General features: G+C 72.2%; 21 protein-coding genes and 2 pseudogenes. 11 read left to right on the top strand and 12 right to left on the bottom strand.

Features of this window, described 5'->3' with window-relative positions; translation table 11 throughout:
- The first annotated feature begins 55 nt into the window (after positions 1–55).
- A complete protein-coding gene (locus tag EDD90_RS14380; RefSeq protein WP_123973404.1) occupies positions 56–2,830 on the top strand; it encodes a helix-turn-helix transcriptional regulator in 2,775 nt (924 codons plus the stop codon).
- Here EDD90_RS14380 and EDD90_RS57270 read toward each other — a convergent pair.
- Positions 2,805–2,990, bottom strand: a pseudogene (locus EDD90_RS57270) (AraC family transcriptional regulator); the annotation flags it as partial. The gene EDD90_RS14380 and the pseudogene EDD90_RS57270 sit on opposite strands and share 26 nt — an antisense overlap.
- Positions 2,991–3,000: 10 nt before the next feature.
- Here EDD90_RS57270 and EDD90_RS14390 point away from each other — a divergent pair.
- From EDD90_RS14390 to EDD90_RS14400, 3 genes are all read left to right on the top strand, one after another.
- The gene (locus tag EDD90_RS14390) at positions 3,001–3,360 is read left to right on the top strand and encodes an amidase family protein (RefSeq protein WP_123973405.1); all 360 of its coding nucleotides are present in this window, start codon (positions 3,001–3,003) and stop codon (positions 3,358–3,360) included.
- 87 nt (positions 3,361–3,447) lie between these two features.
- A complete protein-coding gene (locus EDD90_RS14395; protein ID WP_260327856.1) occupies positions 3,448–3,852 on the top strand; it encodes an amidohydrolase family protein in 405 nt (134 codons plus the stop codon).
- The gene (locus EDD90_RS14400) at positions 3,774–4,190 is read left to right on the top strand and encodes a PhzF family phenazine biosynthesis protein (protein WP_185149086.1); all 417 of its coding nucleotides are present in this window, start codon (positions 3,774–3,776) and stop codon (positions 4,188–4,190) included. Before EDD90_RS14395 ends, EDD90_RS14400 begins: the two co-directional genes overlap by 79 nt.
- Here EDD90_RS14400 and EDD90_RS57275 read toward each other — a convergent pair.
- From EDD90_RS57275 to EDD90_RS14420, 6 genes and pseudogenes are all read right to left on the bottom strand, one after another.
- Entirely contained in the window at positions 4,180–4,641 is a 462-nt protein-coding gene (locus EDD90_RS57275; RefSeq protein ID WP_260327857.1) for a hypothetical protein, read from the bottom strand. The two genes, EDD90_RS14400 and EDD90_RS57275, sit on opposite strands and share 11 nt — an antisense overlap.
- Positions 4,599–5,381, bottom strand: coding sequence for a hypothetical protein (locus EDD90_RS14405; RefSeq protein WP_260327858.1), 783 nt, complete (start codon positions 5,379–5,381; stop codon positions 4,599–4,601). The genes EDD90_RS57275 and EDD90_RS14405 overlap by 43 nt, the downstream gene beginning before the upstream one ends.
- An 85-nt stretch (positions 5,382–5,466) precedes the next feature.
- Positions 5,467–5,703 carry a hypothetical protein gene (locus EDD90_RS56360; protein WP_221305105.1) on the bottom strand — a complete coding sequence of 79 codons (237 nt, stop codon included), beginning with the start codon at positions 5,701–5,703 and terminating at the stop codon, positions 5,467–5,469.
- 118 nt (positions 5,704–5,821) lie between these two features.
- On the bottom strand, positions 5,822–7,708 hold the full coding sequence (locus EDD90_RS14410; protein WP_221305106.1) for an FtsX-like permease family protein: 1,887 nt from the start codon (positions 7,706–7,708) through the stop codon (positions 5,822–5,824).
- A pseudogene (locus tag EDD90_RS14415) lies at positions 7,705–8,393 on the bottom strand (ABC transporter ATP-binding protein). The gene EDD90_RS14410 and the pseudogene EDD90_RS14415 overlap by 4 nt, the downstream one beginning before the upstream one ends.
- Complete coding sequence (locus tag EDD90_RS14420) at positions 8,390–8,914, bottom strand: PadR family transcriptional regulator (RefSeq protein ID WP_123973406.1); 525 nt, start codon at positions 8,912–8,914, stop codon at positions 8,390–8,392. The pseudogene EDD90_RS14415 and the gene EDD90_RS14420 overlap by 4 nt, the downstream one beginning before the upstream one ends.
- A 529-nt stretch (positions 8,915–9,443) precedes the next feature.
- On the opposite strand from EDD90_RS14420, the gene EDD90_RS14425 reads away from it, so the two are divergent.
- The 4 genes from EDD90_RS14425 to EDD90_RS14440 all read left to right on the top strand — a co-directional run bounded on the left by EDD90_RS14425 (position 9,444) and on the right by EDD90_RS14440 (position 14,929).
- Positions 9,444–10,721 (top strand): extracellular solute-binding protein, encoded by a 1,278-nt coding sequence (locus tag EDD90_RS14425; RefSeq protein WP_185149087.1) that lies wholly within the window; start codon positions 9,444–9,446, stop codon positions 10,719–10,721.
- 95 nt (positions 10,722–10,816) lie between these two features.
- Positions 10,817–11,668: a carbohydrate ABC transporter permease gene (locus EDD90_RS14430; RefSeq protein ID WP_123981255.1), complete on the top strand. Its 852-nt coding sequence runs from the start codon at positions 10,817–10,819 to the stop codon at positions 11,666–11,668.
- A complete protein-coding gene (locus tag EDD90_RS14435; protein WP_123973408.1) occupies positions 11,665–12,495 on the top strand; it encodes a carbohydrate ABC transporter permease in 831 nt (276 codons plus the stop codon). The genes EDD90_RS14430 and EDD90_RS14435 overlap by 4 nt, the downstream gene beginning before the upstream one ends.
- An 85-nt stretch (positions 12,496–12,580) precedes the next feature.
- Positions 12,581–14,929, top strand: a complete 2,349-nt coding sequence (locus tag EDD90_RS14440; protein ID WP_123973409.1) for a glycoside hydrolase family 3 N-terminal domain-containing protein — start codon at positions 12,581–12,583, stop codon at positions 14,927–14,929.
- On the opposite strand, the gene EDD90_RS14445 is transcribed toward EDD90_RS14440, so the two are convergent.
- The 3 genes from EDD90_RS14445 to EDD90_RS14455 form a co-directional block, all read right to left on the bottom strand.
- Positions 14,886–15,935: a LacI family DNA-binding transcriptional regulator gene (locus tag EDD90_RS14445; RefSeq protein WP_123973410.1), complete on the bottom strand. Its 1,050-nt coding sequence runs from the start codon at positions 15,933–15,935 to the stop codon at positions 14,886–14,888. The genes EDD90_RS14440 and EDD90_RS14445 overlap by 44 nt on opposite strands.
- An 89-nt stretch (positions 15,936–16,024) precedes the next feature.
- Complete coding sequence (locus tag EDD90_RS14450; protein WP_123973411.1) at positions 16,025–18,214, bottom strand: RICIN domain-containing protein; 2,190 nt, start codon at positions 18,212–18,214, stop codon at positions 16,025–16,027.
- 367 nt (positions 18,215–18,581) lie between these two features.
- Positions 18,582–19,028, bottom strand: a complete 447-nt coding sequence (locus tag EDD90_RS14455; protein WP_123973412.1) for a MarR family winged helix-turn-helix transcriptional regulator — start codon at positions 19,026–19,028, stop codon at positions 18,582–18,584.
- A 110-nt stretch (positions 19,029–19,138) separates the two neighbouring features.
- Here EDD90_RS14455 and EDD90_RS14460 point away from each other — a divergent pair, with 110 nt between their 5' ends.
- From EDD90_RS14460 to EDD90_RS14470, 3 genes are all read left to right on the top strand, one after another.
- Positions 19,139–20,185, top strand: coding sequence for an aldo/keto reductase (locus EDD90_RS14460; protein WP_123973413.1), 1,047 nt, complete (start codon positions 19,139–19,141; stop codon positions 20,183–20,185).
- A 5-nt stretch (positions 20,186–20,190) separates the two neighbouring features.
- On the top strand, positions 20,191–21,315 hold the full coding sequence (locus tag EDD90_RS14465; RefSeq protein WP_123973414.1) for a Gfo/Idh/MocA family protein: 1,125 nt from the start codon (positions 20,191–20,193) through the stop codon (positions 21,313–21,315).
- 100 nt (positions 21,316–21,415) lie between these two features.
- Positions 21,416–23,800: a SpoIIE family protein phosphatase gene (locus EDD90_RS14470; protein ID WP_123973415.1), complete on the top strand. Its 2,385-nt coding sequence runs from the start codon at positions 21,416–21,418 to the stop codon at positions 23,798–23,800.
- Here EDD90_RS14470 and EDD90_RS14475 read toward each other — a convergent pair.
- Both EDD90_RS14475 and EDD90_RS14480 read right to left on the bottom strand, forming a co-directional pair.
- Complete coding sequence (locus tag EDD90_RS14475) at positions 23,797–25,035, bottom strand: serine hydrolase (protein ID WP_123973416.1); 1,239 nt, start codon at positions 25,033–25,035, stop codon at positions 23,797–23,799. The genes EDD90_RS14470 and EDD90_RS14475 overlap by 4 nt on opposite strands.
- Positions 25,036–25,354: 319 nt before the next feature.
- A complete protein-coding gene (locus EDD90_RS14480) occupies positions 25,355–26,425 on the bottom strand; it encodes a LacI family DNA-binding transcriptional regulator (protein ID WP_260327859.1) in 1,071 nt (356 codons plus the stop codon).
- Between the last annotated feature and the right edge of the window lie 40 nt (positions 26,426–26,465).

Raw genomic sequence — 26,465 nt, forward strand, 5'->3', positions numbered from 1 at the left:
GGCAGCCGTCGCTGGCAGGATGGCTCCATCAAGAGCTCGACGACAAGGACCGTTCATGCACGCCGGCACCGACCACCCCTCCGATCCGGGCATCCTGGGCCGCTCTGCGGAGCTGACCCGCCTCGACCGTCTGCTCGGATCGGTGGACGGCAGCGGCCCGCAGGTGCTGGTGCTGACCGGGGAACCCGGAGCGGGCAAGAGCGCCCTCGTCGACTGGACGGCGGAACGGGGCCGGTCCCGGGGCCTGAGGATCCTGCGGGTGCGCGGCAGCGAGGGCGAGGCGGGCCTCGGTCTGTCGGGCGTGCACCAGCTGCTGCACCCGCTGCTGCCCGGGGAAGGTCTGCCCGCGGGACACCAAGAGGCCCTGGACCGTGCCTTCGGACCGGAGGCTGCGCAGTACGAGCTGCACCTCGATCAGCTGTCGCTGTGCGTCAGCGTGCTGGGGCTGATCACCGAGGCCGCCGCACACGGGCCTCTGCTCCTGCTGGTGGACGACGCCCAGTGGCTGGACCTCGGCTCGGTGGACGTACTGGCCTTCCTCGCCCGGCGTCTTGAGGGCAGGCCGGTGGTGCTGCTGCTCGCCGCCCGCGAGGACAGCGTACCGGCCCGCTTCGACCGGGCCTTCCCGCAGGTCACCGTGGGCTCGCTGAGCCGTACCGCGGCCGGGCAGCTCCTGGACGCCCAGCCGGATCCGCCCCGCGGCAAGGCCCGGGCCGAGATCCTCCAGCAGGCGGCCGGCAATCCGCTGGCCCTGATCGAGCTGCCCCGCGCCCTGGCCCGGGGCCGGACCGGGGACATGGGGGCCGGCGGGGCCGGGGGCGCCACGCTGCCGCTCACCGCACGCCTGGAGAACCTGTTCGCCGCCGACCTGCCCGGCCTGCCGGCGACCACCCGGGCGGCCCTGCTCCTGGTGGCCGCGGCCGGCCCGACCCGGCTGACGGACCTCATGCGGGCCGCCCCCGAGCTGGACGTCATATCGGCGCTGGACCCCGCCGAGCGCGCCGGCCTGGTGCGGGTGGCGGACGGCGGGGTGCTGCTGCGTCACCCGCTGGTGCGCTCGGCCATCTACCACGCGGCCTCCTTCCACGAGCGCCGGCAGGCCCATCTCGCCCTGGCCGCCGCGCTGGCCGAGGAGCCGGACCGCCGGGCCTGGCACCTTGCCGCCGCGGCGACCGGCCAGGACGCGGAGGTCGCCGACGCCCTGGCGGAGAGCGCCGAACGGGCCCGGGGCCGGGGCGGCTACGCGGCGGCCGCTACCGCGCTGGAGCGCGCCGCCCAGCTGACCCCGGCGCCGGACCTGCGGGCCCGGCGCCTGCTGACGGCCGCGCAGGCGGCGATGTTCGCCGGTCATCCGCAGTGGGTCGGCGAGCTGAGCGGCCGCGTCGGGGGGATGACCGAGGATCCCCGGCTGCGTGCCGAGGCCTCACTGCTGGGCGGCTGGGCCCTCGGGGTGACCCTCCGTCACGAGGAGGCGCTGGCACTCCTGTTGGGCGTCGCCGAAGCCACCGCAACCTCGGCTCCGGAACTTGCCCTCGGCGCCCTGAGCACCGCCGCCACGTCCGTCTACAACTCCGGCGCGCCGTACTACCGCGCCGAACTCCACCGCATCGGCGGCCTGATCGGCGGGGACGACGACCCCGCCGGCCACGCCTGGGCCCAGGTGGTCATCGACCCCGTTCACGAACGGCCGCGTCTGACCCGGTATCTGACGGAGGGACTGGCCGCGTTGGCGCAGGAGGAGTCGCTCGGCAACCTCACGGCGCTGGGCGGCACGGCCTGGATCCTGGACGAGACCGAGCAGGCCGTACGCATCCTCGGCCGGACCATGGACGTCCTCCGGCGGGCCGGCAGCGCGGGCACGAACGCGACCGTGGCCCAGGCGCTCGCCCTCGCCCTGTTCGAGAACGGTTCGTGGACGGCGGCCGAGGACGCGGCGCACGAGGCGTTCTGGATGGCGACGGAGGCGGGGGCGGACAACGTGACCGTGGGCGCCGGCATCCTGCGGGCCACGCTGCGCGCGCTCCAGGGCGACCCCGCGGCCGCCCGGACCGAGGCGATGCAGGCCGTACGGGGCGTGGACCTGCGCAAGTCGCTGAGCCTTCAGGTCCGCCACCGGCACGCCATGGGCATGGCCGCGTTCGTCGCCGGTGACCACGCCGACGCCTACGAGCAGTTGCGCGCGACCTTCACCCGGGACTTCCGCCCGGCACCCGTCCACTACCACGCCTCGCTCTACTACCTGGGCGACCTGGCGGCCGCGGCGGTCCGCGCCGGACGGTCGGACGACGCGCGCACGGTGGTAGACGCCGTCGAGCAGGACCTGAAGCCCGACCCCTCCCCCCGTCTGGCCGCCGTACTCCACCGGGCCACCGCCCTGCTGACCGACACCGACGACGCCGAGTACCACTTCCGCGCCGCCCTCGACGACCCCGCCACCGACCGCTGGCCGTTCGAAAAGGCCCTCACCCACCTGGACTTCGGCGAGTGGCTGCGCCGGCGCCGCCGCAGCGCCGAGGCCCGCCCGCACCTGAGCGCGGCCCTGGAGTGCTTCCAGCGACTCGACGCCCGCCCCTGGACCGAGCGTACGGCGGCGGAGCTACGGGCGGCGGGCGCGGTGACGGCCACCGCTCCGGCCGGCGAACTCACCCCTCAGGAACGCCAGATCGCCGAGCTGGCCGCCCAGGGCCTGACCAACCGCGACATCGCGGCCCGCCTCTTCCTCTCCCCCCGTACGGTCGGCTACCACCTGCACAAGGTCTTCCCCAAGCTCGGCATCACGGCCAGGGCCCAGCTCCGGGACGCCCTCACCCAGGAAGGGCAGGCGGGCTGACCGGGCGCCGGGGCCGTACCCCGGTCCCTGACAGGTATGCGGGGGCGACCCACGCCACGTCGTCGACCGCGAGCCACGGCGCGGCCGAGACCGCCGTGGGAGTCACCCCGGCGAAGGCCCTGACGTCCCGGTGGAGATGGGACTGGTCGGCGTAGCCGGTCGCGCAGAGCGTGCTGAAGACCCAGCGGCTGTCGCGCCGTATCGTCGAAGGCTTCCTCGCCGGCTTCGACCTCCTGGTCACACCGACGATGGCATGCCTGCCGCCCCGTGTCGGCGCCTGGCGGGCCGGCACGGACGGCGGTCCTCTGGCGCCGCTGCTGAACAGCTATCCGATGGGGGTGTTCACGTCGGTGTTCAACGTGACCGGTCAGCCGGCGGTCTCGCTCCCCGTCCGCCACGACGAGGCCACGGGCCTGCCCGTCGGCGTCCAGATCGTCGCGGCACCGTGGCGCGAGGACCTGCTGCTCCAGGTCTCCCGCACCCTGGAGCTCGCGCACGGGTGGGCCGACCGCCGCCCGCCGGTCGGCTGAGTACGACCGGCGAGGGGGACGTCGTGTCTGCTGCCGGAGGACACGACCTACGTCCACGCCAACGGACTCGCCGACGACGAGCTGCGGATGCTCGCCGACACCGGCAGCTCGGTCGCGATCAGCCCGGACGTCGAGCTGAAGACGGGGTTCGGCTGGCCGATGACCGGCCGGGTCCTGGCCGCGGGACTGCGCCCGACGCTGTCCGTCGACGACGTCCCGTCCGCCGGCGGCGACATGTTCTCCACCCTGCGCACCGCGTTCGCGGTGCAGCGCGGCCTGGACGGCGGTCTGCGCTCCCGCGACCTGCTGGAGTTCGCCACCGTCGCCCCCGCCCGCTCGTGCGGACTCGATGCCCGCACCGGCAGCCTCACGCCCGGCAAGGACGCCGGGGCACACCCCGGCACCGCGACCATGTGGTGCAGGAGTGTGGCGCCGGTCTGGTCACCGTGTGGCCGGCCGGGGACGCGCTGTCCTTCGCCGCCCCGCCGCTGATCCGCGAGGGCCCGCTCGACGAGCCGTATCTGAACCGGATCGTCGCCGCGTTCGGCATCGGGCCCGGCCGGGTCCTGGCCCACCAGTGGGTCGACAACGGTCCCGGCTGGGCCGTGGTCCAGCTGGCCACGGCCGCGGAGGTCCTCGCCCTGGAACCCGATCTGTCCCTTCTCCCGGACGGGATGTTCGGGGCGATCGGGGGCCCATCCGGGTTGCCGGTCATCGTCACGATCTTCTTGACGCCGAGCTGTTCGGCGAGCCTTACCGCCGCCTCCATGATCTCGACGTGCCGGCGTCAGCGTCGTACAGCCGCGCACGGTCGACGCTTCACACGATGAACTTCACCTCCGGAAAGGCCGGGCTCGGGCCGTCGAGCAGGCGCCCCGGGCGGTGCCGCAGGTGCAGGTCGAAGAAGGCGAGCGGGTACGCCTGCTGGATCCGCACCGCCCGGGCGGGATCGAGGGTGCCGATCCAGCCCTGGAGGTCCGCGGCGCTCATCCCGACGGCCTGCGCGAGTTGCGGGATCAGGAACTGGACGTCGCAGTACGACGAGTGCACCGCGCCCTCCGCCTGGACGTTGAGCCGCCATCCCCGCAGGTGCGACCAGAACTCGGCGACGCTCGGCTGGGCGGCCCGGGTGAACTCGGCGGTCATCATCATGAACGGCCGGTCCACGTCGGTGCTGATCATCGGCTGCATCGGCCCGTCGAAGCTCAGCCCGGCCCTCACGCGCCGGTCCTCGCTCATCACGAAGGCCGTCGCCGTCGCGCCCTTCGACCAGCCGTACATACCGATGCGGTGCAGGTCGAGTGCGCCGGGCAGGCCGGCCGGCAGCGGCCGCTGCTCGGCGTCGGGGTTGCGCCGGCCGCGAGGTCCTCGACGCGGTCGAGCACGAACCGGATGTCCGTGGCGAAGTCCGGTGGTGTCAGGGCGGGTCGGTCGAGCGGGACCGTGAGCCGGCCGTCGGGGAACTCGCTGAACGCGTCGTACGTGTGGTCCACCGTCACCACCGCATACCCGTGGCTGGCGAGTTCCTGCACCACGATGGTGGTGTCCGAACGATGGTTGTGCGCGCCGTGCGAGAAGACGACGACGGGCAGTCGTCCGCCGGTTCGCCCCACCGGGGCACCCTCGTGGCCGGCCGTGAGCGGCGCCACCGCGACGTCGGCCGGAAATCCCCCCGCCGTCGCGAGGAGCGCTCGGGTCACGGCCGGCGACGTCCAGGGCGCCAGTGGATACCGTTGCACGCCCCGGGCGGGATACCAGACGGAGGCCATCAACTCGCGGTGATGCCCGGGGCCGGCCACGGGATCCGGACGTGAGGTGTCGACGAGGTGCAGGGGCACCGTGCCCACCGGGTACGGTCCGGTGGGCACCGGCAGGGTGAGCCGCACCGGACCCGGGGCGGCCGGAGCCGCCCACGCGGGACGGGCGAGGCCGGCCGGCACGGCGACCCCGGCCGCCAGCGCGGCCCCGAGTAAGCGACGGCGCGTCATCGGCTCCTGGCTCATGAACGACGTGGTTGTCACGGACCCTCCTTGGGCTTCTTGGGCTTCTGGGCTTGGGCTTCTGGGGCAGGACTTCGGTCGCGCCCCGTGTCGGGCCGTCGGCTCGTCAGCCGTTGCGGGCGCTTTCGGGGCCGGTGATGCGTCTGAGCGGGGGCAGAGTGGAGGCGATGATCGCGAGCGCGGCGGCCAGTCCGCCCGTGACCAGTGCGTAGTACGCCGGGTCGGGTGAGACCAGGTCGTAGTGCATCTGCGAGGTCAGGAACATCGCCGACGCGGCGAAGCCGGTGCCGATCGCGATCGCGGAGACGGCCAGCAGGGGCAGCGCGCTCTCCAGGCCGACCACGCGTTGCAGCAGCCGAGCGGCGCACCGGTGAGCCGCAGGATCGCGAACGGGCGTCTGCGGTCGGACAGCCCCGCGACGACGCTCACCGCCAGGCTGCAGCCGGCGATGGGCAGTGTGGTCAGAGCACCACATTCGCCAGTTGCCGCCAACTGGCCAGTTCCTGCTGGAGGTCGGTGCCGTAGTCGCCGACGGCGCGGGCCTGGTGGTGCGGGTAGGCGGTGGAGAGCAGCGTCCGCACGCGTTCCATCGACGCCGTCGAACCGTCGGTGGCCACGTAGACCAGTTGCACGGGCAGCTTGGCGACGGCTGCGGTGCTGATCGCGGCGGCGGGCCACGGCAGGCTCGGGTGCGACTGCAGGCCGACGAACGCGTAGCGGTCGACGGCCGTGACGCTCGCGCCGGCCGGGCAGCGGCCCACCATGGGAGTCTGCGCCAGGTCGGAGCAGGTCACCAGCGCCGGCGCATCCGGGGGCGGATCGCCCGGGTGGACTCTCCGATGCACCACCTTGCCGATGCCGTCGGGGTTGGCGTGGACAACGGCCGAGCCCCGCACGCCCGGGATCGCGCGCACCTCGGCGAGCAGTCGCGCCGGGACGCCCCCGGCCAGCGGCGCCCTGCCGACGTCACCGGTCTCGATCACCGTCCGGGTCTGCGGGTCGCCGTCGAGCGTGCCGCGGTAGTGGTTGATGGTGCCGATGATGCTGACCGTCGCGGTGGTCACGAACAGGGCCAGGACGAGGCCGCTGACCGCGCGGAAGCCGGCCTTCGGGTCATCGGCGAGCCGGCGCACCGCGATCAGGGCGGCCGGGCGGCGGGTGCGCCGGGCCACCGCCCGGGCGACGGTCATGGTCAGCCACGGCCCGGCGATGACCAGGCCCAGCATCACGATCAGGAAGCCGGGGAGGTAGGCGGCGGCCTGGCCGTTCCCGGTCGCCGGGCGGCGGCCGATGAAGTACGCCAGTTCGGCCAGGCCCGCCAGCAGCGGGATCAGCCGCCAGGCGCGCGGCGGGCGCGGGGTCACCCGGCGGGTCACACCGAGCGGGGAGACGGTGACCCGGCGCAGTGCCAGCCGCGCCGCGATCGCCGCCGCCACCGGCACTCCGAGACCGACGGCGAGGACTTGCGACGCGCCGAGCGTCAGGTCCGAGAGGAAGAACCGTTGCCCGGTGAACGAGACGGTGGCTACCAGCGGGCGCAGTGCCGCGTAGAGCCCGAAACCGGCCACCGTCCCGGCGGCCGCCGCCAGCGTGGACTCGACCGCCGCGATCACCGACACCTGCCGGGGAGTGGCACCGGCCAGTCGCATGGCCGCGTAGCGCTGCTCTCGGGTGGCGGCGGACAGCCGGGTGGCGGTGCCGATGAAGATCAGTACCGGGAAGATCAGCGCACTGGCCACCACGGAGAGGATGAGCGTCCTGGCGTCCCCGTGCATGACCTCGGCATAGCAGGCGTTGTCACAGGTGGGCGGCAGGGCGATGGCGATGGTGGTGACTGCTCGCGCCTGGGGCTCGCTCCTGACCTGGGCCGGGGTACGGCCGATGACGGCGATCAGCGAGCCCGGGGAGGGCAGGGCGGCGTCACCGATCGTGCCGGCGAGCCGGCCGGGGAAGCGGTTGCCCAGTTGGCCGGCCGGGGTGTCGCGGATCAGGCGGGCCAGCGCGGGGGATGCGTAGTACTCGCCGGGCGCCGGGAGGTGCGCGAGGCCGGGCGGGACGGGCGAGTCGGGGCCGGTCGCGGCGACGTCGACCTCGGTGAGTGACGAGCCGTCGTAGTAGTCGCCGTGCGGCCGCCACCAAAGGGGAGCCACCGACGCCCGCTCCGTGCGGCTCGCGGCGCCGGTGTCGAGCCACATTTGCCGCTGGTTCGACCGTTCGACGGCGTTCATGCTGGCGAAGGCCGACAGCAGCAGCGCGACCCCGACGGCCACCGCGGCGGCGATCATGACCAGTCGGGCGACCGCCTCGCGGCCGCCGCTGACCGCCAGGCGGAGGGCGAAGGCGATCACGAGGCCATCCGTCCGGCCGTGAGCAGGCTGGCCCTGCCGTCCCGGACCATGGCCTTCTGGTCGGCGTACGCGGCGACCCGGGGCTCGTGTGTCACCAGGACGACGGCGGTGCCCTCCTCGTGGGCCGCGTCCACCATCAGCTCCATCACCTGCTCGCCGGTCAGCGAGTCCAGCGCCCCGGTCGGCTCGTCGGCGAACAGCACCTTGGGCCGGGCCACCATGCCGCGGGCCAGCGCCACCCGCTGCGCCTGCCCGCCCGACAACTCCCCGGAGCGGCGCCCCTCCAGGCCGTCCAGGCCCAGCCGGGCGAACCAGGGCCGGGCCTCGGCGAGCGCGGCCGCCCGGCGCTTACCGGAGAACAGCAGCGGCAGGGCGACGTTCTCCTCGGCGGTCAGCTCGGGGACGAGCTGACCGAACTGGAAGACGAACCCGAAGACATCGCGGCCCGCAGCGCGCTGCGGGCCGCCTCGTTCATGGTGTCGATACGGCGTCCGTCGAAGTGCACCTCGCCCGAGTCCGGGGTGAGGATGCCGGCCAGGCAGTGCAGCAGGGTGGACTTGCCCGAGCCGCTCGGGCCCATGACGGCGAACACCTCGCCCGCCTCGACAGCCAGGTCGGCGCCGCGCAGGGCAGGGGTCTCGCCGAAGGACAGGGTGAGATCGCGGGCCTCGATGAGGGCGGTCATGCGCGCACCTCCTCGGCGAGCGCGTCCATCCGGGCCGCGGTCAGCTCGATCCAGTGCAGGTCGGCCTCCAGATGGAACAGACCGTGGTCGGCGAGCAGGGCGTCGACGAGCGTGCCGGTGCGGCGCAGCTGGGTCAGTTCGTGCATCCGCTGCAGATGGGCGGCCCGCTGGGTGTCGAGGTACTGCTGCGCGTCCCGGCCGAGCATCAGGGCCAGGACCACCTTGGTGAACAGCACGGTCTGCAGATTGGGTTCGGGGGCCACCGGCTCGGTGAGCCAGGTCTCGAACTCCGTCGCCCCCGACTCGGTGATCACATAGCGCTTGCGCTCGGGGCCGTCCCCGGGCTCCGCCTCGCCGGCCACCACCTTCCCGTCCCGCGCCAACCGGCCGAGGGTCGTATAGACCTGCCCGTACGGCAGCGGCTTGCCCCGGCCGAAGAAGGCGTCGTAGTCGCGCTTGAGGTCGTAGCCGTGGCTCGGCTCACGCTCCAACAGCCCCAACAGGGTGAGAGGAACACTCATGAGGGGACCATACACCGCGGATATACACTGAGTATATATCCGCAGGGGGTACATGCCTTCAGGCCCGCCGGTCCAGAGGAACCGTTCTCAGAGGAGTTGGCCGGCGTTGGCCGACTCGCCGCGAACCGGGCCGGTCGGGGCCCGGTGGCCTCGCGAACGGTCTTCGAGGCCGGGGAACAGCACGAGCTGGTCACTTCGGCGCGGTCGGGTCCTGCCGCCCTTACTGGGCGTGCCCCCTGTCCTGGGTGGGCCCTCGGTCACCGGCCCAGTCCGCGCCGCGATCCACGAAAAAGTTTCGTAACCGACCGTTTTCCGCTCCTTGTCCGGGGTGTGAAGGACGTGTCAGTGTCCCGGTCCAGCAGGCAGACCGTCCGCGATGAAAGTGCCGAAAGCTTTTCGTGCGAGCTGCTCATCTGCCTGGCGCAGGGACAAGGCGTGTGCCGAGAGAAGAGAGAGACAGAGCATGCACGGATACCGGGTACTCGGTCGTGCGGGAGACCGCGCACACCCGAGAACGGGACGCGCGGTCATGGCAGCCGTCACCGCGACGGCGGCGATGAGTCTGCTCGCCGCGTGCGGGACCTCGGGGCCGGCCGGTTCGTCCGGGGGTTCGTCGTCGAAGGGCCTGACGATGTGGGCGCTCAACGACCAGACGATCCTCAAGGACTCGGTGGACGCCTACAACAAGGACCACCCGGACGCGAAGATCACGCTGCGGCTGTTCGCGAACGACGACTACAAGCAGAAGCTGCGGGTGGCCTTCGGCGCGAACCAGGCCCCGGACATCTTCTTCAGCTGGGGCGGCGGCGCGCTGGACGACTACGTCAAGGCGGGCAAGGTCGACACCCTCACCGACGGCCAGGTGGACCTGCTGCGGTTCACCCCGAGCGTCCTGAAGAGCGCCACCTTCGACGGCCAGGTCTACGGCGTGCCCGCCAACGGCCTCGCCCCGGTGGTCCTCTACTACAACAAGAAGGTCTTCAAGAAGGCGGGCATCGAGGCCCCGACGTCGTACGACGACCTCCTCACGGACGTGAAGAAGCTCAAGGGGTCCGGTGTCACCCCGATCTCCCTGGCGGCGAACTCCAAGTGGCCGACGCTGATGTACATGGAGTACCTGCTGGACCGCGAGGGCGGCTCGGACGTGTTCGACCAGATCGCCTCGGGGAACGCGGCCGGCTGGAAGGACGCCTCGGTCACCGCGGCCAACACCCGCCTGCAGGAGCTCGCCAAGGCCGGCGCCTTCGGCGACAACGCCTCCTCCGTCAGCTACGACCAGGGTGCCTCCACGGCCCTGCTCTACACCGGCAAGGCCGGCATGGAGCTGATGGGCACCTGGGAGTACGCCAACATCGTCAAGGCCGCCCCCGACTTCGCGAAGAACGACCTCGGCTATGTGGCCTTCCCGTCCCTGGCCGGCGGCAAGGGCGACGCGAAGGACATCGTCGGCAACCCGTCGAACTTCCTGTCGCTGAACTCGAAGAGCAAGAACAAGTCCGCGGCGCTCACCTACTTCAAGAACTACGTCCTGAACGACTCCCAGATCGACGCCTACCTGGCGGCCGGCAGCGTGCCCCCGGTCAACAAGCTGGACGCGAAACTGGCGGCGGTGAAGTCGGCCGACGACAAGAAGTGGCTGACCTTCGTCTACGACCTGGTGCAGAACTCGCCGAACTTCCAGCTCTCCTGGGACCAGGCGCTGCCCTCCGGCCAGGCCGACCCGCTGCTGACCAACGTGGACAAGTCGTTCCTGCGGCAGATCACGCCGGAGCAGTTCGGCACGGACATGAGCAAGGCGGCGCAGTAGTGACCACCGTGGTTCGTACCCGGAGGCCGGTCGCGTCCCACAGGGCGCGCCCGGCCACGGGCCGCTCCGGGCGCCGCCGCTACAGCGGTCTGCTGATGGCCGCGCCCGCCCTGCTCCTGTTCGGTCTGTTCGGTCTGGTCCCGCTGGTCGGCGTGCTGGTGCTGAGCCTGTCCCGCTGGGACGGTCTCGGCTCGATCGGCTGGTCCGGGTTCGCCAACTGGACCGGCGTCCTGACCGACGGCGCCACCTGGCAGGCGCTGTGGCTCACCGTCAAGGTGATGGTGGTCAGCTGGCTGGTCCAGACGCCGGTGGCGCTGGCGCTCGGTCTCTTCCAGGCCCCCCGGGGCAGGCTGCGTGCGCTCTTCGCCGTGCTGTGGTTCCTGCCGCTGCTGCTGTCCGCGGTGGCGATCGGTCTGACCTGGCAGGCCCTGCTCGACCCGTCGTTCGGCATCGGCGCCGCCCCCGGGCTGCACTGGCTGGCCAAGCCCCTGCTCGGCTCGCCCTCCCTGGCGCTGTACACGGTGATCTTCGTGATCGCCTGGCAGTTCGTGCCGTTCCACGCCCTGCTCTACCAGGCCGGCGTGCGCCAGATCCCGGTGTCGCTGTACGAGGCCGCCGCCATCGACGGCGCAGGCCCCGTCACCCGCCTCCTGCGGATCACCCTGCCGCAGCTCAAGTACACCTTCGTCACGTCGAGCACGCTCATGCTGGTGGGCTCGCTGACCTACTTCGACCTGATCTACGTCCTGTCCGGCGGCACCGGCGGTCCCGGCACCGCGACCCGCGTGCTGCCGCTGGCGATGTACATCACCGGCTTCCAGACCCACGACATGGGCCGGGCCAGCGCGCTGGCCACGATTCTGGTGGTCTTCGGCCTCGCGCTGTCGCTGCTGACCACCCGCCTGTCCGGCTTCACCCGGATGGACAGCCAGCAGGAGGGCATGTGAGCACCGTCGTCGCGACCCTGCGCCGTACCGCGTCCGGCGGCGCCACCCTGGTGTGGACCGCGCTGGTCGTCGTACCCCTGTACTGGGTGGTCGTCACCAGCCTCCGCGGCCGGAGCGACTTCACCATGGGCAACCCCCTGGCGCTGCCCGGCCGTCCGACCCTGGACAACTACCGGACCGTCCTCGACGGCGACTTCACGACCTATCTGCTCAACAGCGTGATCGTCACCGTCGCCACGGTCGCGATCGTCATGGCCGTCGCCCTGATGGCCGCGTTCTCGATCGTCCGCTACACCAACCCCTGGTCCCGGCTGACCTTCCGCCTCTACCTCCTGGGTCTGGCCATCCCCCTCCAGGCGGTCATCATCCCGGTCTACCTGCTGATCATCCGGATGCAGATGTACGACAGCCTGCTCGCGATCGTGCTGCCCTCGGCGGCGTTCGCGCTGCCGGTGACGGTGATGATCCTGGTCAGCTTCCTGCGGGACATCCCGCGCTCGCTGTTCGAGGCGATGGTCGTGGACGGCGCCGGTGACTGGCGGATGCTGCTCTCGCTGGCCGCGCCGATGGCCCGGCCCGCGCTGGTGACGGTCGCCGTGTACGACGGCCTCCAGGTCTGGAACGGCTTCCTTTTCCCCCTGATCCTCACCCAGAGCGGCGACAAGGCCGTACTGCCGCTCGCCCTCACGCTCTACAAGGGCGAGTTCGGCATCGACGTGCCCGCCACCATGGCCGCGGTGGTCCTCTCCACCCTTCCCATGCTGGTGGTCTTCGTCCTCGCCAGACGGCAGTTGGTCGCCGGACTGACCGCCGGATTCTCCAAGTAACGCATACCGCAAGTGAGTCGGCCGGTGCCGTGACACGCCGGCCTCCCTCGGCATGCCCACGGACAACCCCCACGAGGAGTCGTGCATGACGACCACCACGCCGGACCACTCCGCGCTCTCCCCGGCAGGTGACGACCGCCCCTGGACCGACCCCGGCCGGTCCGCGGACGAACGGGTCGAGGCGCTGCTCGCCCGGCTGACCCTGGAGGAGAAGGTCGCCCAGCTCAGCAGCGTCTGGGAGGACGTCGAGCCGGCCGGCCCCGAGGTCGCCCCCGGCACCAACCTGTTCGGCCGGGTGGGCGACCTCGACGAGACCGCCCGGCACGGCCTCGGCCAGCTCACCCGCCCCTACGGCACCGTCCCCCGCCCCGCCCTGGAACACGCCCGCCTCCTCGCCGACCGGCAGCGGCAGATCGTGGCGCGGAGCCGCTTCGGCATCCCGGCGATGGCCCACGACGAGTGCCTGACCGGTTTCACCGCCTACGGCGCCACGATCTACCCCACCTCGCTGGGCATGGCGGCCACCTTCGACCCGGCCCTGATCCGGCGGATCGGCGCGGCCATCGGCGCCGACATGGCCGCCGGCGGGGTCCACCAGGGCCTCGCCCCGGTCGTCGACGTCATCCGCGACTACCGCTGGGGCCGCTGCGAGGAGACGTACGGCGAGGACCCGTACCTCGTCGGGGAGATGGGCGAGGCGTATGTGCTAGGTCTGCAGAGCGCGGGGGTGTACGCCACCCTGAAGCACTTCGCCGGGTACTCCGCCTCGATGGGCGGCCGCAACCACGCCCCGGTGGGCATCGGCCGTCGTGAGCTGTACGACGTGATCCTGCCGCCCTTCGAGCGGATCGTCGCCGCGGGCGTGGGTTCGGTCATGAACTCCTACGCGGAGATCGACGGTGAGGCGCCCGCCGCGAGCCGCCGGCTGCTGACCGGGGTGCTGCGCGAGGAGTGGGGCTTCGAGGGCACGGTCGTCTCCGACTACTGGTCGCTGCCGTTCCTGGTGAACGCCCACCGGGTGGCGGCCGATCTGACGGACGCCGGGGCGCTGGCGCTGCGGGCGGGCATGGACGTCGAACTGCCGGACCAGCGCGGCTTCGGCGCGGCGCTCGTCGAGGCCGTGGGCCGGGGAGCGGTCGACGAGGCCGATGTCGACCGGTCGGTGCGCAGGGTGCTGCGGCAGAAGGTGGCACTGGGGCTTCTCGACGCCGACTGGGATCCGGTACCGCCCGCCCTGCGCGCCGGCGAACTCGACCTGGACAAGCCCGAGAACAGGGAACTGGCCCGCGAGGTCGCCCGGTCGGGCGCGGTCCTGCTGTCGAACGACGGCGGGCTGCCGCTCCCCGCCACCGGCCGGATCGCCCTGATCGGACCGTGCGCCGACGACGTCCGCACGATGTTCGGCTGCTACAGCTTCCCCAACCACGTCCTCTCCGACCGCGACGACCTCGGCAACGGTGTCGAGGCGGTGTCGCTGCGCAGCGCGCTCCCCGTCGAACTCCCAGGCGTGGAGTGGGAGTTCGCACCCGGCTGTCCGATCCGGGACGAAGACCGCTCAGGCATTCCCGGCGCGGTCGCCGCCGCTTCCGGGGCGGATCTCGCCGTGCTGGTGGTCGGCGACAAGGCCGGCATGTTCGGCATCGGCACCTCCGGCGAGGGCTGTGACGTCGAGGACCTGCGACTGCCCGGTGTGCAGGAGGAGTTGGTGGCGGCCGTACTGGCGACGGGGACCCCGGTCGTGCTGGTGGTCAACAGCGGCCGGCCGTACGCCGTGGGCCGGTTCGCGCCGGACACGGCGGCCATGGTGCAGGTCTTCCTGCCGGGTGAGGAGGGGGGCCGTGCGGTCGCCGAACTGCTCGCCGGTGCGGCGAACTTCAGCGGCAAGCTGCCGGTGCAGATCCCCAACTCGCCCGCGGGGCAGCCGTACACGTATCTGCATCCGCCGCTCGGCGACCGGCAGAGCCGGCTGTCCAATCTCGACCCGACCCCCGCGTTCCCCTTCGGGCACGGTCTGTCGTACACGACGTTCGAGATCGACGGACTGGCCGCCGACAACGAACTGGTGCCGACGGACGGGGAGTTCACGGTCTCGGTGCGGGTGCGGAACACCGGGTCGCGGCCCGGTGCCGAGACCGTGCAGCTGTACTTCACCGACCCGGTCGCCCAGGTCACCCGGCCGGTACGGGCGCTGCTCGGCTTCGCCAAGGTGTTGCTGGAGCCGGGCGAGGAGACGACGGTCCGCTTCGGCGTCCACACCGACCAGCTGTCCTTCACCGGTCTGGCGGGGCAGCGGATCGTCGAGCCCGGCGAGATCGTGCTCTACGCGGGCTCGTCCAGCGGCGACACTCCGGCCGAGGTCAGGGTCCGGCTGGCCGGGGAGGAGCGGGACGTCACCGCTCCTCGTCGGCACGGTGTGCCGGTGGCGCGGTCGTAGAGGTCCGCAGCACCAGCTCAGTCGCCAGTTCGATGCGGAGGGACGCCGGTGGGCGTCCCTCCGCCAGTTGCAGGAGCACTCTGGTCGCCTCCCGGCCCAGCTCCTCGAACGGCTGGCGGACGGCGCTCAGCGGGGGGCTGGCCATGGCCGCCACCAGGGTGTCGTCGAACGACATGACCGCGAGGTCGTCCGGCACCCGCAGCCGGTGCTGCCGGGCGGCCTCCAGCACACCCAGCGCCTGGGCGTCGCTGGCGGCGAAGACGGCCGTCGGCGGCCGCTCGACGCGCAGGAGTTTCAGGGTGGCGGCGAGCGACTCGTCGTAGTCGAAGTCGGTGGAGCGCACGATCGCCGGGTCGTAGCCGATACCGGCTTCCTCAAGGGCGGCCCGGTAACCATGGAGGCGAGCCGAACCGGCCAGGGAGTGCGAGCGGCCCGCGACCATGCCGATCCTGGTGTGACCGAGGCCGAGCAGGTGTTGCACCGCCTCCCTGGCCCCGCTCCAGTTGGTCACCCCGATGCTCGGGATGTCCGACGAGGGCGCGCTGAGCGGGTCCACCAGCACCACCGGCAGTTTCTGCTCGACGATCCGGCGCTGGTCGTCCTCGGACAGCATCGAGATCACGATGACCAGCCCGGCGGCGCCGAGCGCCACGCACTCCTCCAGCCACTGGGAGATGGACCGCCTGCTCGTGGTGCCGGTCACGACGTCCACGCCGAGTTCGCCGGCCGCGTCCACGATCCCGCGGACCACCTCCAGGGTGTAGGGGCCGGACAGGTCCCGGAACACCGTGATGATCTGCCGCGGCGCCGCGGCCTCCCGCTCCCAGGCGCGCACGAACCCGTGCCGCGCCAGCAGCTCCTCGACACGCGCACGGGTCGACGCACCGACGTCACGGCGCCGGTGCACCACCTTGGACACCGTGCTGAGCGAGACACCCGCCTCCTGGGCGATGTTCGTCAGCAGCCCGTACTGGGCGTCCAGCTGTCCTTTGTCCTGAACGGTCACTCCACGTCCGCCCCGCTCGATGATTCCGCCGCAAGCCAACAGCACCGGGCGCCGGCAGACAAGATTCCGGCGCCCGGTGCGTGGACTGCCTACACCCTGCTCCAGGTCTGGGTGGGGTTGCCGAGGCCGGTCCACAGCTCGACCTTGGCCCCGTTGGCCGTTCCCCAGTTGGTCACGTCGATCACAAGACCGTTGGAGCGGTCGACGATGGTTCCGTCCACACGGAACGCCCACTGCTGGCTGGTCTTGCCGTTGCACGCCCACAGGATGAGCTCGGTGCCCGCCGTGGTGCCGTCGCCGTCCGCCGCCAGGCACTTGCCCGAGACCCGGAGTTCGCCCGCCGCGGTCTGGGTGATGGTCTGGTTGGCGTTGCCCGAGCAGTCGTGGATCTGTACCTGGACGCCGGTCGCGCCGTTCGGGACATCGAGGCAGCGGCCGGAGTTCGTGCCCTTCAGGGTGAAGGTCGCGGCCGTGGGCAGCGGGTCCTGGACGAGCTGCCAGTCCTGGGAGCCGTCGTCGGTCGAGGCGGCCAGCGTGACGGAGCCGCCGGCGGTCGCGCCGGTCATGTAGAGGCTGGTGTTCTTGACCGAACGCAGCTTGTAGTAGCCGGAGGTCGAGGACGCCACCTCGGTCCACTGCTTGTCGGTCGCGCCGTCGTCGACCCACTGGGTCAGCTTCTGGCCCGCCGTCGCCGTGCCGGTCCAGATGGCCACCGCGCGGCCGCCCGCCTTGTTCAGCAGGGTGACGTTGGAGCCCGTGGTCTGGAGGTGCCAGCGCTGGGTCAGGGAGGTGGAGCCGGCCGCGCCGAGGACGAGGTCCGGGGTGTTCCCGGTCAGGTTCGCGTCCTGGGTCTTGCCGGAGTCGGTGGTCAGGACCTGGCCCGTCAGCCGGTTGACCAGGGAGTAGTAGGCCCCGTCGGAGCGCCCGAGGTCGACCTCGGCGTACTTCACCGGCCCGACGCTCGTACCGCTCCAGGACGCCTGGAGGACCAGCACACGGCCGGTGCCGTCGACGTACTGGAGCTGGCGGCTGTACCCGGCGGCGATCGGGGTCTGGTACTGCTTCCAGGTGCCGGTGGACGAACCGGACTCGTTCACCCAGACGCTGCCGCTGCCGGACGCGTTGTAGACGATCCGGCCGTCTGGCATCGGAAGCAGGACCGGGCTGCCGCCGGTGGCGAGGGCGCTGCCGCCGGTGGGGACGGGGAGCGAGGTGATCGCGCCGTCGGTGCCGGAGAAGAACTTCGTCGGGTCGTCGGCGATGCGGTAGCGGACGTTCGTGCCGCCGCCCCAGTACTCGTACGTCATCAGCCACTTGCCGTCGGTCGTCGGCGCGACCGTGGTCATGCCGGGGCGGCCGCCGCCGATCTCCGTCTTGCCGCTGCCCATGCTCACGGTGGAGCCGGGGACGTCGACGACCGGGCTGCTCCAGGCGGACGCGCTGGTGCCGTCCCAGGTGCGGTGCATCAGGACCTGGCTGCCGGAGTCGGTCGCCGTGGCGTTGTCCGGGTCGATGGTCGGGGCGCCGGTGGTGGTGTCGTAGCCCGTGTAGTCGTTCTCGTCGGAGTAGTAGGCGATCAGCTGCCCGTTGTGGGCGAGCAGGTGCGGCTCCCAGACCGGGTCGACCTGCTTGTACGTGTTCGCGCTGGAGGTACGGCCGAGGCTGCCGGCGCTGCCGCCCTGCCAGGAGCCCGCGGCGATGATGTTCTGGAGGTTCCAGGTCGCGCCGTCATCCGAACTGGAGTAGAGGGCCAGTGCCACGTCCTTGCGGTCGCCGTCGCTGGTCGGCGTCCAGGAGGAGTTCGCGGCCTTCTGCTCCTCGTAGTAGTAGTCGTCGCCGGAGACGACGCTCGCGAGCAGCAGCGTGCCGGCGCTCAGGTTGCCGACGGCCTGCGGCAGCACGTAGAGGTACGGGTTCGTCCAGTTGCTCGTGTACTTGGCGTACGACGCGTCGCTCGACAGGTACGCGGGCGCCTTGACGTCGGTCAGCTTGGACCAGGTGGTGCCGTCGTCGTCGCTCTTGTAGATCGGGAGGGTCTGGCCGACCGGAGTGGTCTCACTGTCCTCGAACGTCGCCACGATCCGCCCGTCGGGCAGCTGCGCCGACTTCGGGTAGAGCACACACGGGCTCTTGTTGCAGGCGGCCGAGTTCGTCGCCGTATAGAGGTTCGACGGGCTCGGCTGATATGCCGACGCGGTCGTCGCGGAGGCTATGGCGAATGCCACGCCGATGCTGGTGGCCGTCGCCGCGGCGAGAGCCTTTCTTGCCCATGTTTTCATGAATGCGGAAACCCTTTCGCGGCCCGCTGCCCAGGGAATACGAAGGCGGCTGAATGAGCCCTGAGCGGCTGGAGTCAGTATTGGGACGCGGTACCGCCGTGTCACCGGCACGTTTCCGAAAGACTTTCGGGTGGAACGTACCGGCGAGCTGATTCACCGTCATGAAACCGCGGCCGCCCAGGCCATACGCCATGGCGACGGGCTCGCGGGCCGGGGCAACCCGGGCCGGGGATTCCGCCGGGCGATCGCCGGGGTCGATGCCCCCGAGCGCCGCGTCCGACCACGACTGACGATCACGCGCGGCCTTTCCGCCCGAATGGACGCCCCTCACGTGGAACAGACGGCCCGCCGAAATGACGGTCCCGCATTACAGCCGACGCAGCAAGGAGTTCAGTGTCTCGATCTCCTGCGCGGAGAGCTTGTCGGTGAAGTGACGGCGTACCGCGGCGTCCAGGCCGGGGCCCACGGCCGTGATGGTCTCGCGGCCGGCGTCGGTGAGGGAGACGGTGACACCGCCGGCCCGTTCGCGGGTGACCAGTCCGCGCCCGCTCATCCGGGTGAGCTGGTGGGAGATGCGGGTGCGGTCCCAGCCGAGCGACGCGGCGAGCTCGCTCTGCCGCAGGGCGCCGCCCGCCTTGCCGAGGTTGACGAGGATCGTCAGGTCCGGCTCGGACAGGCCCGCCGCCTCGGCGGTGTCCGCGATCACCCGGGCCCGGACGACTTCGTGGGCGCGCTTGAAGGCGGACCAGAGGTCGACGGGCCCCGGTACGGCCGCACCCACGGGTTCGTCGGCCCCACCCCTCGGCGTTGACATATCAACAAGCCTCTTCCTAGTGTTGAGATGTCAACGCTAACAGTGCGGCCTCGCCTTCGGGCGCCGCCCCTGTCAGTCGCGCCTGCCTCCCCCGCCCCACGGAAGGATCCATGCGTACCCGACCCCTTGGACCCGACGGCCCGCACGTCGCCCCGCTCGCGCTGGGCTGCGCCGGAATGTCCGACCACACCTCCCCCGCCGACGAGACGGACGCCGTCACCACGATCCGTACGGCCCTCGACGCCGGCGTCGCCCTCCTCGACACCGCGGACTTCTACGGCATGGGCCACAACGAGGACCTCATCCGACGCACCCTGCGCCCCGCGGACCGCGGCAAGGCGGTCCTGAGCGTCAAGTTCGGCGCCCTGCGCGGACCCGACGGGGCGTTCCTCGGCATCGAGGGCCGGCCCGCCCACGTCAAGAACGCGCTCGCCCACTCGCTGCGCCGCCTCGGCACCGACCACGTCGACATCTACCGCCCCGCCCGCCTCGCCCCCGACACCCCCGTGGAGGACACGGTCGGAGCCGTCGCCGAGCTGGTCCAGGCCGGGTACGTGCGCCACATCGGGCTCTCCGAGGTGGGTCCTGAGACCATCCGCCGTGCCCACGCCGTACACCCGATCTGCGATGTGCAGGTCGAGTACTCCCTGTTCAGCCGGGGTCCCGAGACCAACGGCATCCTGGCCGTCTGCCGCGAGCTGGGGATCGGTGTCACCGCCTACGGGGTCCTCGGGCACGGTCTGCTCACCGGCTCCTACCGGCAGCCCGCAGGCGGCGACCCGCGCGCCGGCTGGCTGCCCCGCTTCCTCCCCGGTCACCTCGCCACCAACCTCGCCCTGGTCGACCGGCTGCGGCCGCTCGCCGAGGCGCACGGCGTCACCGTCGCGCAGCTCGCCATCGCCTGGGTCATGGCACAGGGCCGCGAGCACCCCACCGTCGTGACCCTCGTGGGCGCCCGCAGGCCGCACCGCGTCCAGGACGCCCTGGCCGCGGCCGGCCTCGTCCTGACCGACGCGGAACTCCGCGCGATCGACGCCGCCGTCCCGGCCGACGCGGTGGCCGGAACCCGCTATGCCGCGCCCCTCATGGCCCTGCTGGACAGCGAGCGCGGCGCGCGGCCGCCTGCCACGGAACAAGAAAGGCTCTCCGCACCATGATCACCATGAACACATCTGAGTCACCGCTCGCCGAGCGCGCCCGGTCCGGGAAGCCGATCGGCGTGGGGATCATCGGGCTCGGGGCCCACGACAGCTGGGCCGAGCGCGCCCACCTGCCGGCCCTGCGCGCCGTCCCGGGCTACGAGTTGACGGCCCTGAGCACGAGTTCGCGGGAGTCGGCGGAGCGCTCCGGACAGGTGCACGGTGTGTCCCGCACCTTCGGGACGGCGGCCGAGCTGGCCGCCTGCGACGAGGTGGACCTCGTGGTGGTGGCGGTGAAGGTGCCGTACCACCGGGAACTGGTGGCGGCAGCCCTCGGCGCCGGCAAGGGCGTGCTGTGCGAGTGGCCGCTGGGCAACGGGCTCGCGGAGGCCGAGGACATGGCCCGGGAGGCGCACGGCCGCGCCGTGCCGACCGTCGTCGGGCTCCAGGCACGGTCCCACCCGGTCCTCGCCTACGCCCGCCACCTCGTGGCCGACGGCTACGTGGGGAAAGTGCTGTCCACGACGGTCGTGGGCGCCGGCGGAGCCTGGGGCGCCACCGTCGCACCGCGCGCCCGCTACGTTCTCGACGCTGCCAACGGCGCGACCATGCTGACCATCCCCTTCGCGCACACGCTCGACGGGCTCGTGTCCGTCCTGGGAGAGCTCGGGGAACTGCGGATCCGGCAGACGTCACGGCGTACGTCGGCCGTGGACACCGAGAGCGGAGAGACCGTGCCCATGACCGCCGCGGACCAGGTGGTGGCCTCGGGACGGCTGCCGGGCGGCGCGGTGGCCACCTTCCACTACCGCGGAGGCATGTCGCGGGGCACCAACTTCCGCTGGGAGATCAACGGCACCGAGGGCGACCTCGTCCTCACCGCCCCGATCGGCCAGCCCCAGCTCAGCCCACTCGCCCTCGAAGGCGGCCGCGGGGCGTCCACCGGGCTCGCGCCGCTGCCCGTGCCGGACTCGTACGTTCTCGTCCCCGGGCTGGACCCCCAGGCCGACGCACCGGCCTACGCGGTCGCCCACGCCTACCACCGGTTCCTGGAGGACCTCCGCGGGGGCGCCGCACCGGCCGTACCCGACTTCGCACACGGCGCCGCCCTGCACCGCACCATCGAGACGGCGCTCGCTCCATCCTGAGCAGGCGGCCGTCACCCTGTGCGGTTGTTGTCCGCCGTGTGTGCGGTTGTCGTCCGTCGTGCGGCACGGGATGCTGAGGGAGCACGGAGGAAGCGGTGTCATGGATCGTTTTCCGAATGCTGCCAACGTCGACTTCCACAGCCCTCTGGACCTCTCCAAGGCGGCCACCGCGGTACTGGACGCCGAGGGCCGCGTCTGCGGGTGGGGCCCCTCGGCCCGGCGCCTGCTCGGCCATCCGGCCGAGGACGTGCTCGGCCGGCCCGCCGCCCGGCTGCTGGCCGGGTCCACCGAGCAGCGGCTGTCCGCCCTCTGCGCGGCGCACAAGCCCCGCAGCACGGTCCTGGACCTCCACTGCCAGGACGGACGCACCCTGCGCGCGGCCGTGACGTTCAGCTCGCTGGCACACTGGGGCGCCGCCGCGACCGTCGTGGTCGCGGCCGACCTGGCGGAGCTGCGCGGCTGGGAGGCGCAGCTGGCGATGCTGCAGGGGCTGGCGACCGAGTCCTCCGTGGGCCTGACGATCTTCGACACCGACTTTCACGTCGTCTGGGGGAACGTCTCCACCGATCTGGAGCTCGCGGGGGTCGCCCAGTACGTCGGCCTGCACGCCTCGGCCCTCTTCCCCGAGGGCGAATTCATCTCCCGCCACCATCCCCCGGACGAGGACCAGGTGATGGAGCAGGTCCTGAAGACGGGGGAACCCATCCTGGGCATGCACTACCGGGGGCGCGCCCCCGCCGACCCGGGGCGCGAGCACGTCTGGTCCTGCTCCTACTACCGGCTGGTGGACGCCCGGGGCGAACCGCTGGGGCTGTTCGAGGAGTCCCTGGACATCACCGAGCAGTACCGCGCCCAGGAACGGCTGTCGCTGCTCGTCCGGGCCGGGAAACGCATCGGTGCCTCGCTGGACGTGCGCCGTACGGCCGCGGAGCTCGCCGACGTGGCGGTGCCGCAGCTGGCCGACGAGGTGCTGGTGGACCTGCCGCCGGCGGTCATCGAGGGACGGCAGCCGCCGACCGGCTCGGCGCCGGGGCACAGTCTGCTGCGGATGCACGGCCGGACGCCGGAGGAGTTCCGGACCACTCCCGTCTCCTATCCGCCCTCGTCACTGCAGGCCCTGAGCCTGGCCACCAGCCGCCCCGTCGTCGGCGACACCACGTCCGAGGAAGCGGGCGAGGGAGCGGGCGGGCGGGGTACGGCCGCCCGGCCCTGCTGCCTCTTCGTCCCGCTGCTCGCCCGCGACGCGGTCCTCGGCCTCGCCACCTTCCGGCGCGACAGCAACCCCGACCCCTTCGGGCCCGAGGAGCAGACCCTTGCCGTGGAACTGGCCGAGCGGGCCGCCGTCGGTATCGACAACGCCCGCCGTTACACCAGCCAGCACGAGGCGGCCCTGGTACTGCAGCACAGCCTGCTGCCCCGGCACCTGCCCGAGCAGAGCGCGGTCGAGGTGGCGTACCGCTATCTGCCCGCCGACAGCCGCGTGGGCGTAGGCGGCGACTGGTTCGACCTGATCCCGCTGTCCGGTGCCAGAGTCGGCCTGACCGTCGGCGACGTGGTCGGCCACGGGGTGCACGCGGCCGCGACCATGGGCCGGCTGCGCGCCACCGTACGGACCCTCGCCCTGCTCGACCTGGACCCTGCCGAGCTGCTCACCCGGCTGGACGGCCTGGTCGCGCAGGACTCGGAACCCCACGCGGACGACGGGCTCGGCGACGAGGCGCTCGGGGTGACCTGCCTGTACGCGATCTACGACCCGGTCAGCGGGCGCTGTGTCTGGGCGAGCGCGGGCCATCCCCCGCCGATCGTGGCCGACGCGAGCGGCTCGGTGGCCCTGTCCGCGCTGGCGCCGGGACCGCCCCTGGGGCTGGGCAGCCTGCCCTACGAGAACGTCGAGCTGAACCTGTCCGACGGCAGTGTGGTGGCGTTCTTCACCGACGGTGTCGTGGAGGACCGGCGTACCGACATCGACAGTGGGATCGACCGGCTCGCCCATGTGCTGACCTGGCAGCGCTGCCCGCTGGAGGAACTGTGCGACCGGGCCCTGTCGACCCTGCCGCCCGGCCCCCAGGCGGACGACGCGACGCTGCTGCTCATCCGCACCCGGCGGCTCGGCGGCGACCGGGTGGCGGACCTGGAGCTGCCGCCCGACCCGGCCATGGTGGCGCACGCCCGCACGGACACCGAGCGCCAGCTGGAGAGCTGGGGGCTGTCCGAACTGTCGTTCACCGCCGAGCTCGTGGTGAGCGAGCTGGTCACCAACAGCATCCGGTACGCCACCGGGCCCGTCATGCTGAGGCTGATCCGGGACCGTTCCCTCCTGTGCGAGGTCTCCGACAACGCGCACACGGCACCTCACCTACGGCGCGCCCGCCGGGACGACGAGGGCGGCCGCGGTCTCTTCCTCGTCGCCCAGGTGTCCCAGCGGTGGGGCACCCGGTACACCTCGTCCGGGAAGACCATCTGGGCCGAACTCGCCATCCCCTAGCGGCCCTTGGCGGGCCTGTCGCACAGGACGTGGTCGACGAGGGCGCCGGTCGCACGGTTGAGGGCGGCCAGGTCCGGCGGGGCCGTCGTGGTGGTGATGGACACGGTCACGGCGCGCCTGCCGTCCGCGCTCACCGCGGGGCGGGTGTTGACGCCGGCCCCGTCGCCCTCGTGGGTGTAGTAGAAGCCGCCGCAGGAGAGCGGGATCCTGCGCAGCCCGAGGCCGTACGTGCCCTCGGGCATCTCGGCCACGTCCTCCGGGTCGTCGGTCCGTTCGACGGTCCGCCGCATCTCCCGCCACTGCTCGGCGGCGAGCAGCCGGCCGCCGGCCAGGGCGCGGAAGAAGGTGTTCAGGTCGGCGGTGGTGCTCACCACGCCCGAGTCCGCGGTGTGCTGGAGGCTGTGGTCGGTGACGTCGAGACGCCTGCCGTCGGCGTCGGTCAGATACGCGTTCACATGCGGGTCGGGCAGGTGCGGGTCGAGTCCGGGAATCGAGGTGTCCCGCAGTCCCAGCCTCGCGATCACCCGCCGCTCGACCAGTTCCGCCCAGCTCGCACCGCCGGCCTTCTCGGCGATCATCCCGGCCAGCAGGTAGTTGGTGTTGGAGTACGCCCAGCGGGTGCCACCGCCCGGCTCGGGCACGAACACCGGCCGGTGCCTCATCGCCACCGCGACCAGGTCGGCCGCGGGTGTGGTGTCGTAGCGGTTCTCGTCGAAGTGGTTGATCAGCCGGTCCTGGATCTCCGGGTCGTCGATGTAGTCGTACAGTCCGCTGGTCTGGCGGAGCAGGTCGCGGACGGTGATACGGCTGCCGTCGTTGCCGCTGCCCGCGACGACGCCCGGCAGCCAGTGCTCGACGGTGTCGTCGAGCGACAGCCGCTTCTCCGCGACGAGTTGCAGGACCACGGTCGCCGTGAACGTCTTGGTGGTGCTGGCCACCCGGAAGTGCGCGTTCCAGGGGATCGGCTCCGGGGAGTCGATCGTCCGGGTGCCGATGCGCGCCATGAGCGGCGCGCCCCGCGTCCCGTCGACCCTGGCGAGCACGTTCACATCGCCTCCCCCGGCCTGCCGTACGGCCGCCAGGTCCTGCCGGAGTTCGTCCGCGCCGTAGTGGTGCCTCGCGGCCGGGTGCCCGGCGGTCGCGGCGGCGGTCGCGGTCATGGGTGAGGCGACCGCCACGAGCAGCGCTGCGGTGAGTACGGCGGCCCTGGCCTTCTTCGACGACGGCGTCTTCATGTTCGTATCCCCCGTGCTGTGGGTCCTGTCCGGTGACGGTCACCAGCGAACCGGATCCGGAGGAACGAGGACATGGGACAGCCCACCGGATGAGGGGTGTACGTAAGCCCCCTGCCCCGTCCGGGCCCCGCCGCCGCACTCGTGGAGACCCGTTCACCGGAGACGCGTCCGCTTGCCGCATGTGCGGCGGTCTGTGCGCGGCTGATGCCGGAAGGTTGTCCCGGCGCACACCGCCGGTGTGAGCACGAACGTTCGCCCCTGCTCGGCTAGAACGTTATAGAGGATCCGATCGGAGGGTTCGTCCCTGCCCGGAAGGGGGTCAGCGCGGCGCCGGGCCGGTCGTCGCGCGCACGACCAGGCGAGGCGTGAGCACGGTCTCCTGCGGAGTGCCGCCCTTGATGAGATCCAGTGCGGCGGTCACCGCGGCATCCGCCATGCCGGCCGCGTCCTGGGAGACGGTGGTCAGCTGCACGTGCGGCATCTTCGCCAGCCGCGAGTCGTCGTAGCCGACCACGGAGATCTCCCCGGGCACGGCACGGCCCCGCTGGGCGAGAACGTCCAGGACACCGGTGGCCGTCCGGTCGTTGAAGGCGATGACGGCCGTGGGCGGCGGCGCCTGACGGTCCAGCAGGTAGCGCACGCCCTCCGCCCCGGCCTCCTCGGTCAGGCCGCCCGCGAGCACGTCGGCGTAGTCGGCCAGCCCGTGGTCCGCCATCCCCTGCAGGAAGCCGAGCCGGCGGTCTGAACTGCCCGGGGCGCCGGCACCGTCGATGTGCGCGATCCGCCGATGCCCCAGGCCGATGAGGTGGTCGACCGCGAGTTGGATGCCCATCACGTCGTCACCGCGCACCGAACCCACGCCCGGAAGTCCGCTGCGACGGGCGACGAGAAGAGCCGGCAGCCGGCGGGCCAGGCGTTCCAGCTCCTCGTCGGGCAGCCGGCTGCCCAGCAGGATGGCGGCCTCACAGCGCTCGCGGAGCAGGGCGTTCACCGCCGTGGACTCCTCGCGACTGGGGGCCACCGCGCTGATCACCGCCTCGTAGCCGTGCCGGGCCGCAGCAGCGTAGATGTGCTCGACGAGATCGCCGTGGAACGGCTGCTGGAGCTCGAAGACGACGCCGAGCACCCGCGAACTGGACCGCCGGAGCTTCTGGGCGCGCTGGTCGGGGACGTATCCCAGCTCGTCGGCGATCTGCAGCACGCGCCGCCGGGTCTCGTCACTGGCCCCCGGGACGCCGCGGATCACGATCGAGACCAGGGCGGTGGAGATGCCGGCGGCCCGGGCCACGTCGGCCATGGTCGGGCGCCCCTTGCGTGCGGAGCCGGCGGCGACACGCGCGGGGGGCGACGGCTCGGCGTCGTCGCGGGCGTCGTCGTCCAACTCCGTCACTTCGCCACTCCCCAACCTGGTCGAATGCGGTTCGGCCGCC

It is taken from the genome of Streptomyces sp. Ag109_O5-1, assembly GCF_003814875.1.
Lineage (GTDB): Bacteria > Actinomycetota > Actinomycetes > Streptomycetales > Streptomycetaceae > Streptomyces > Streptomyces sasae.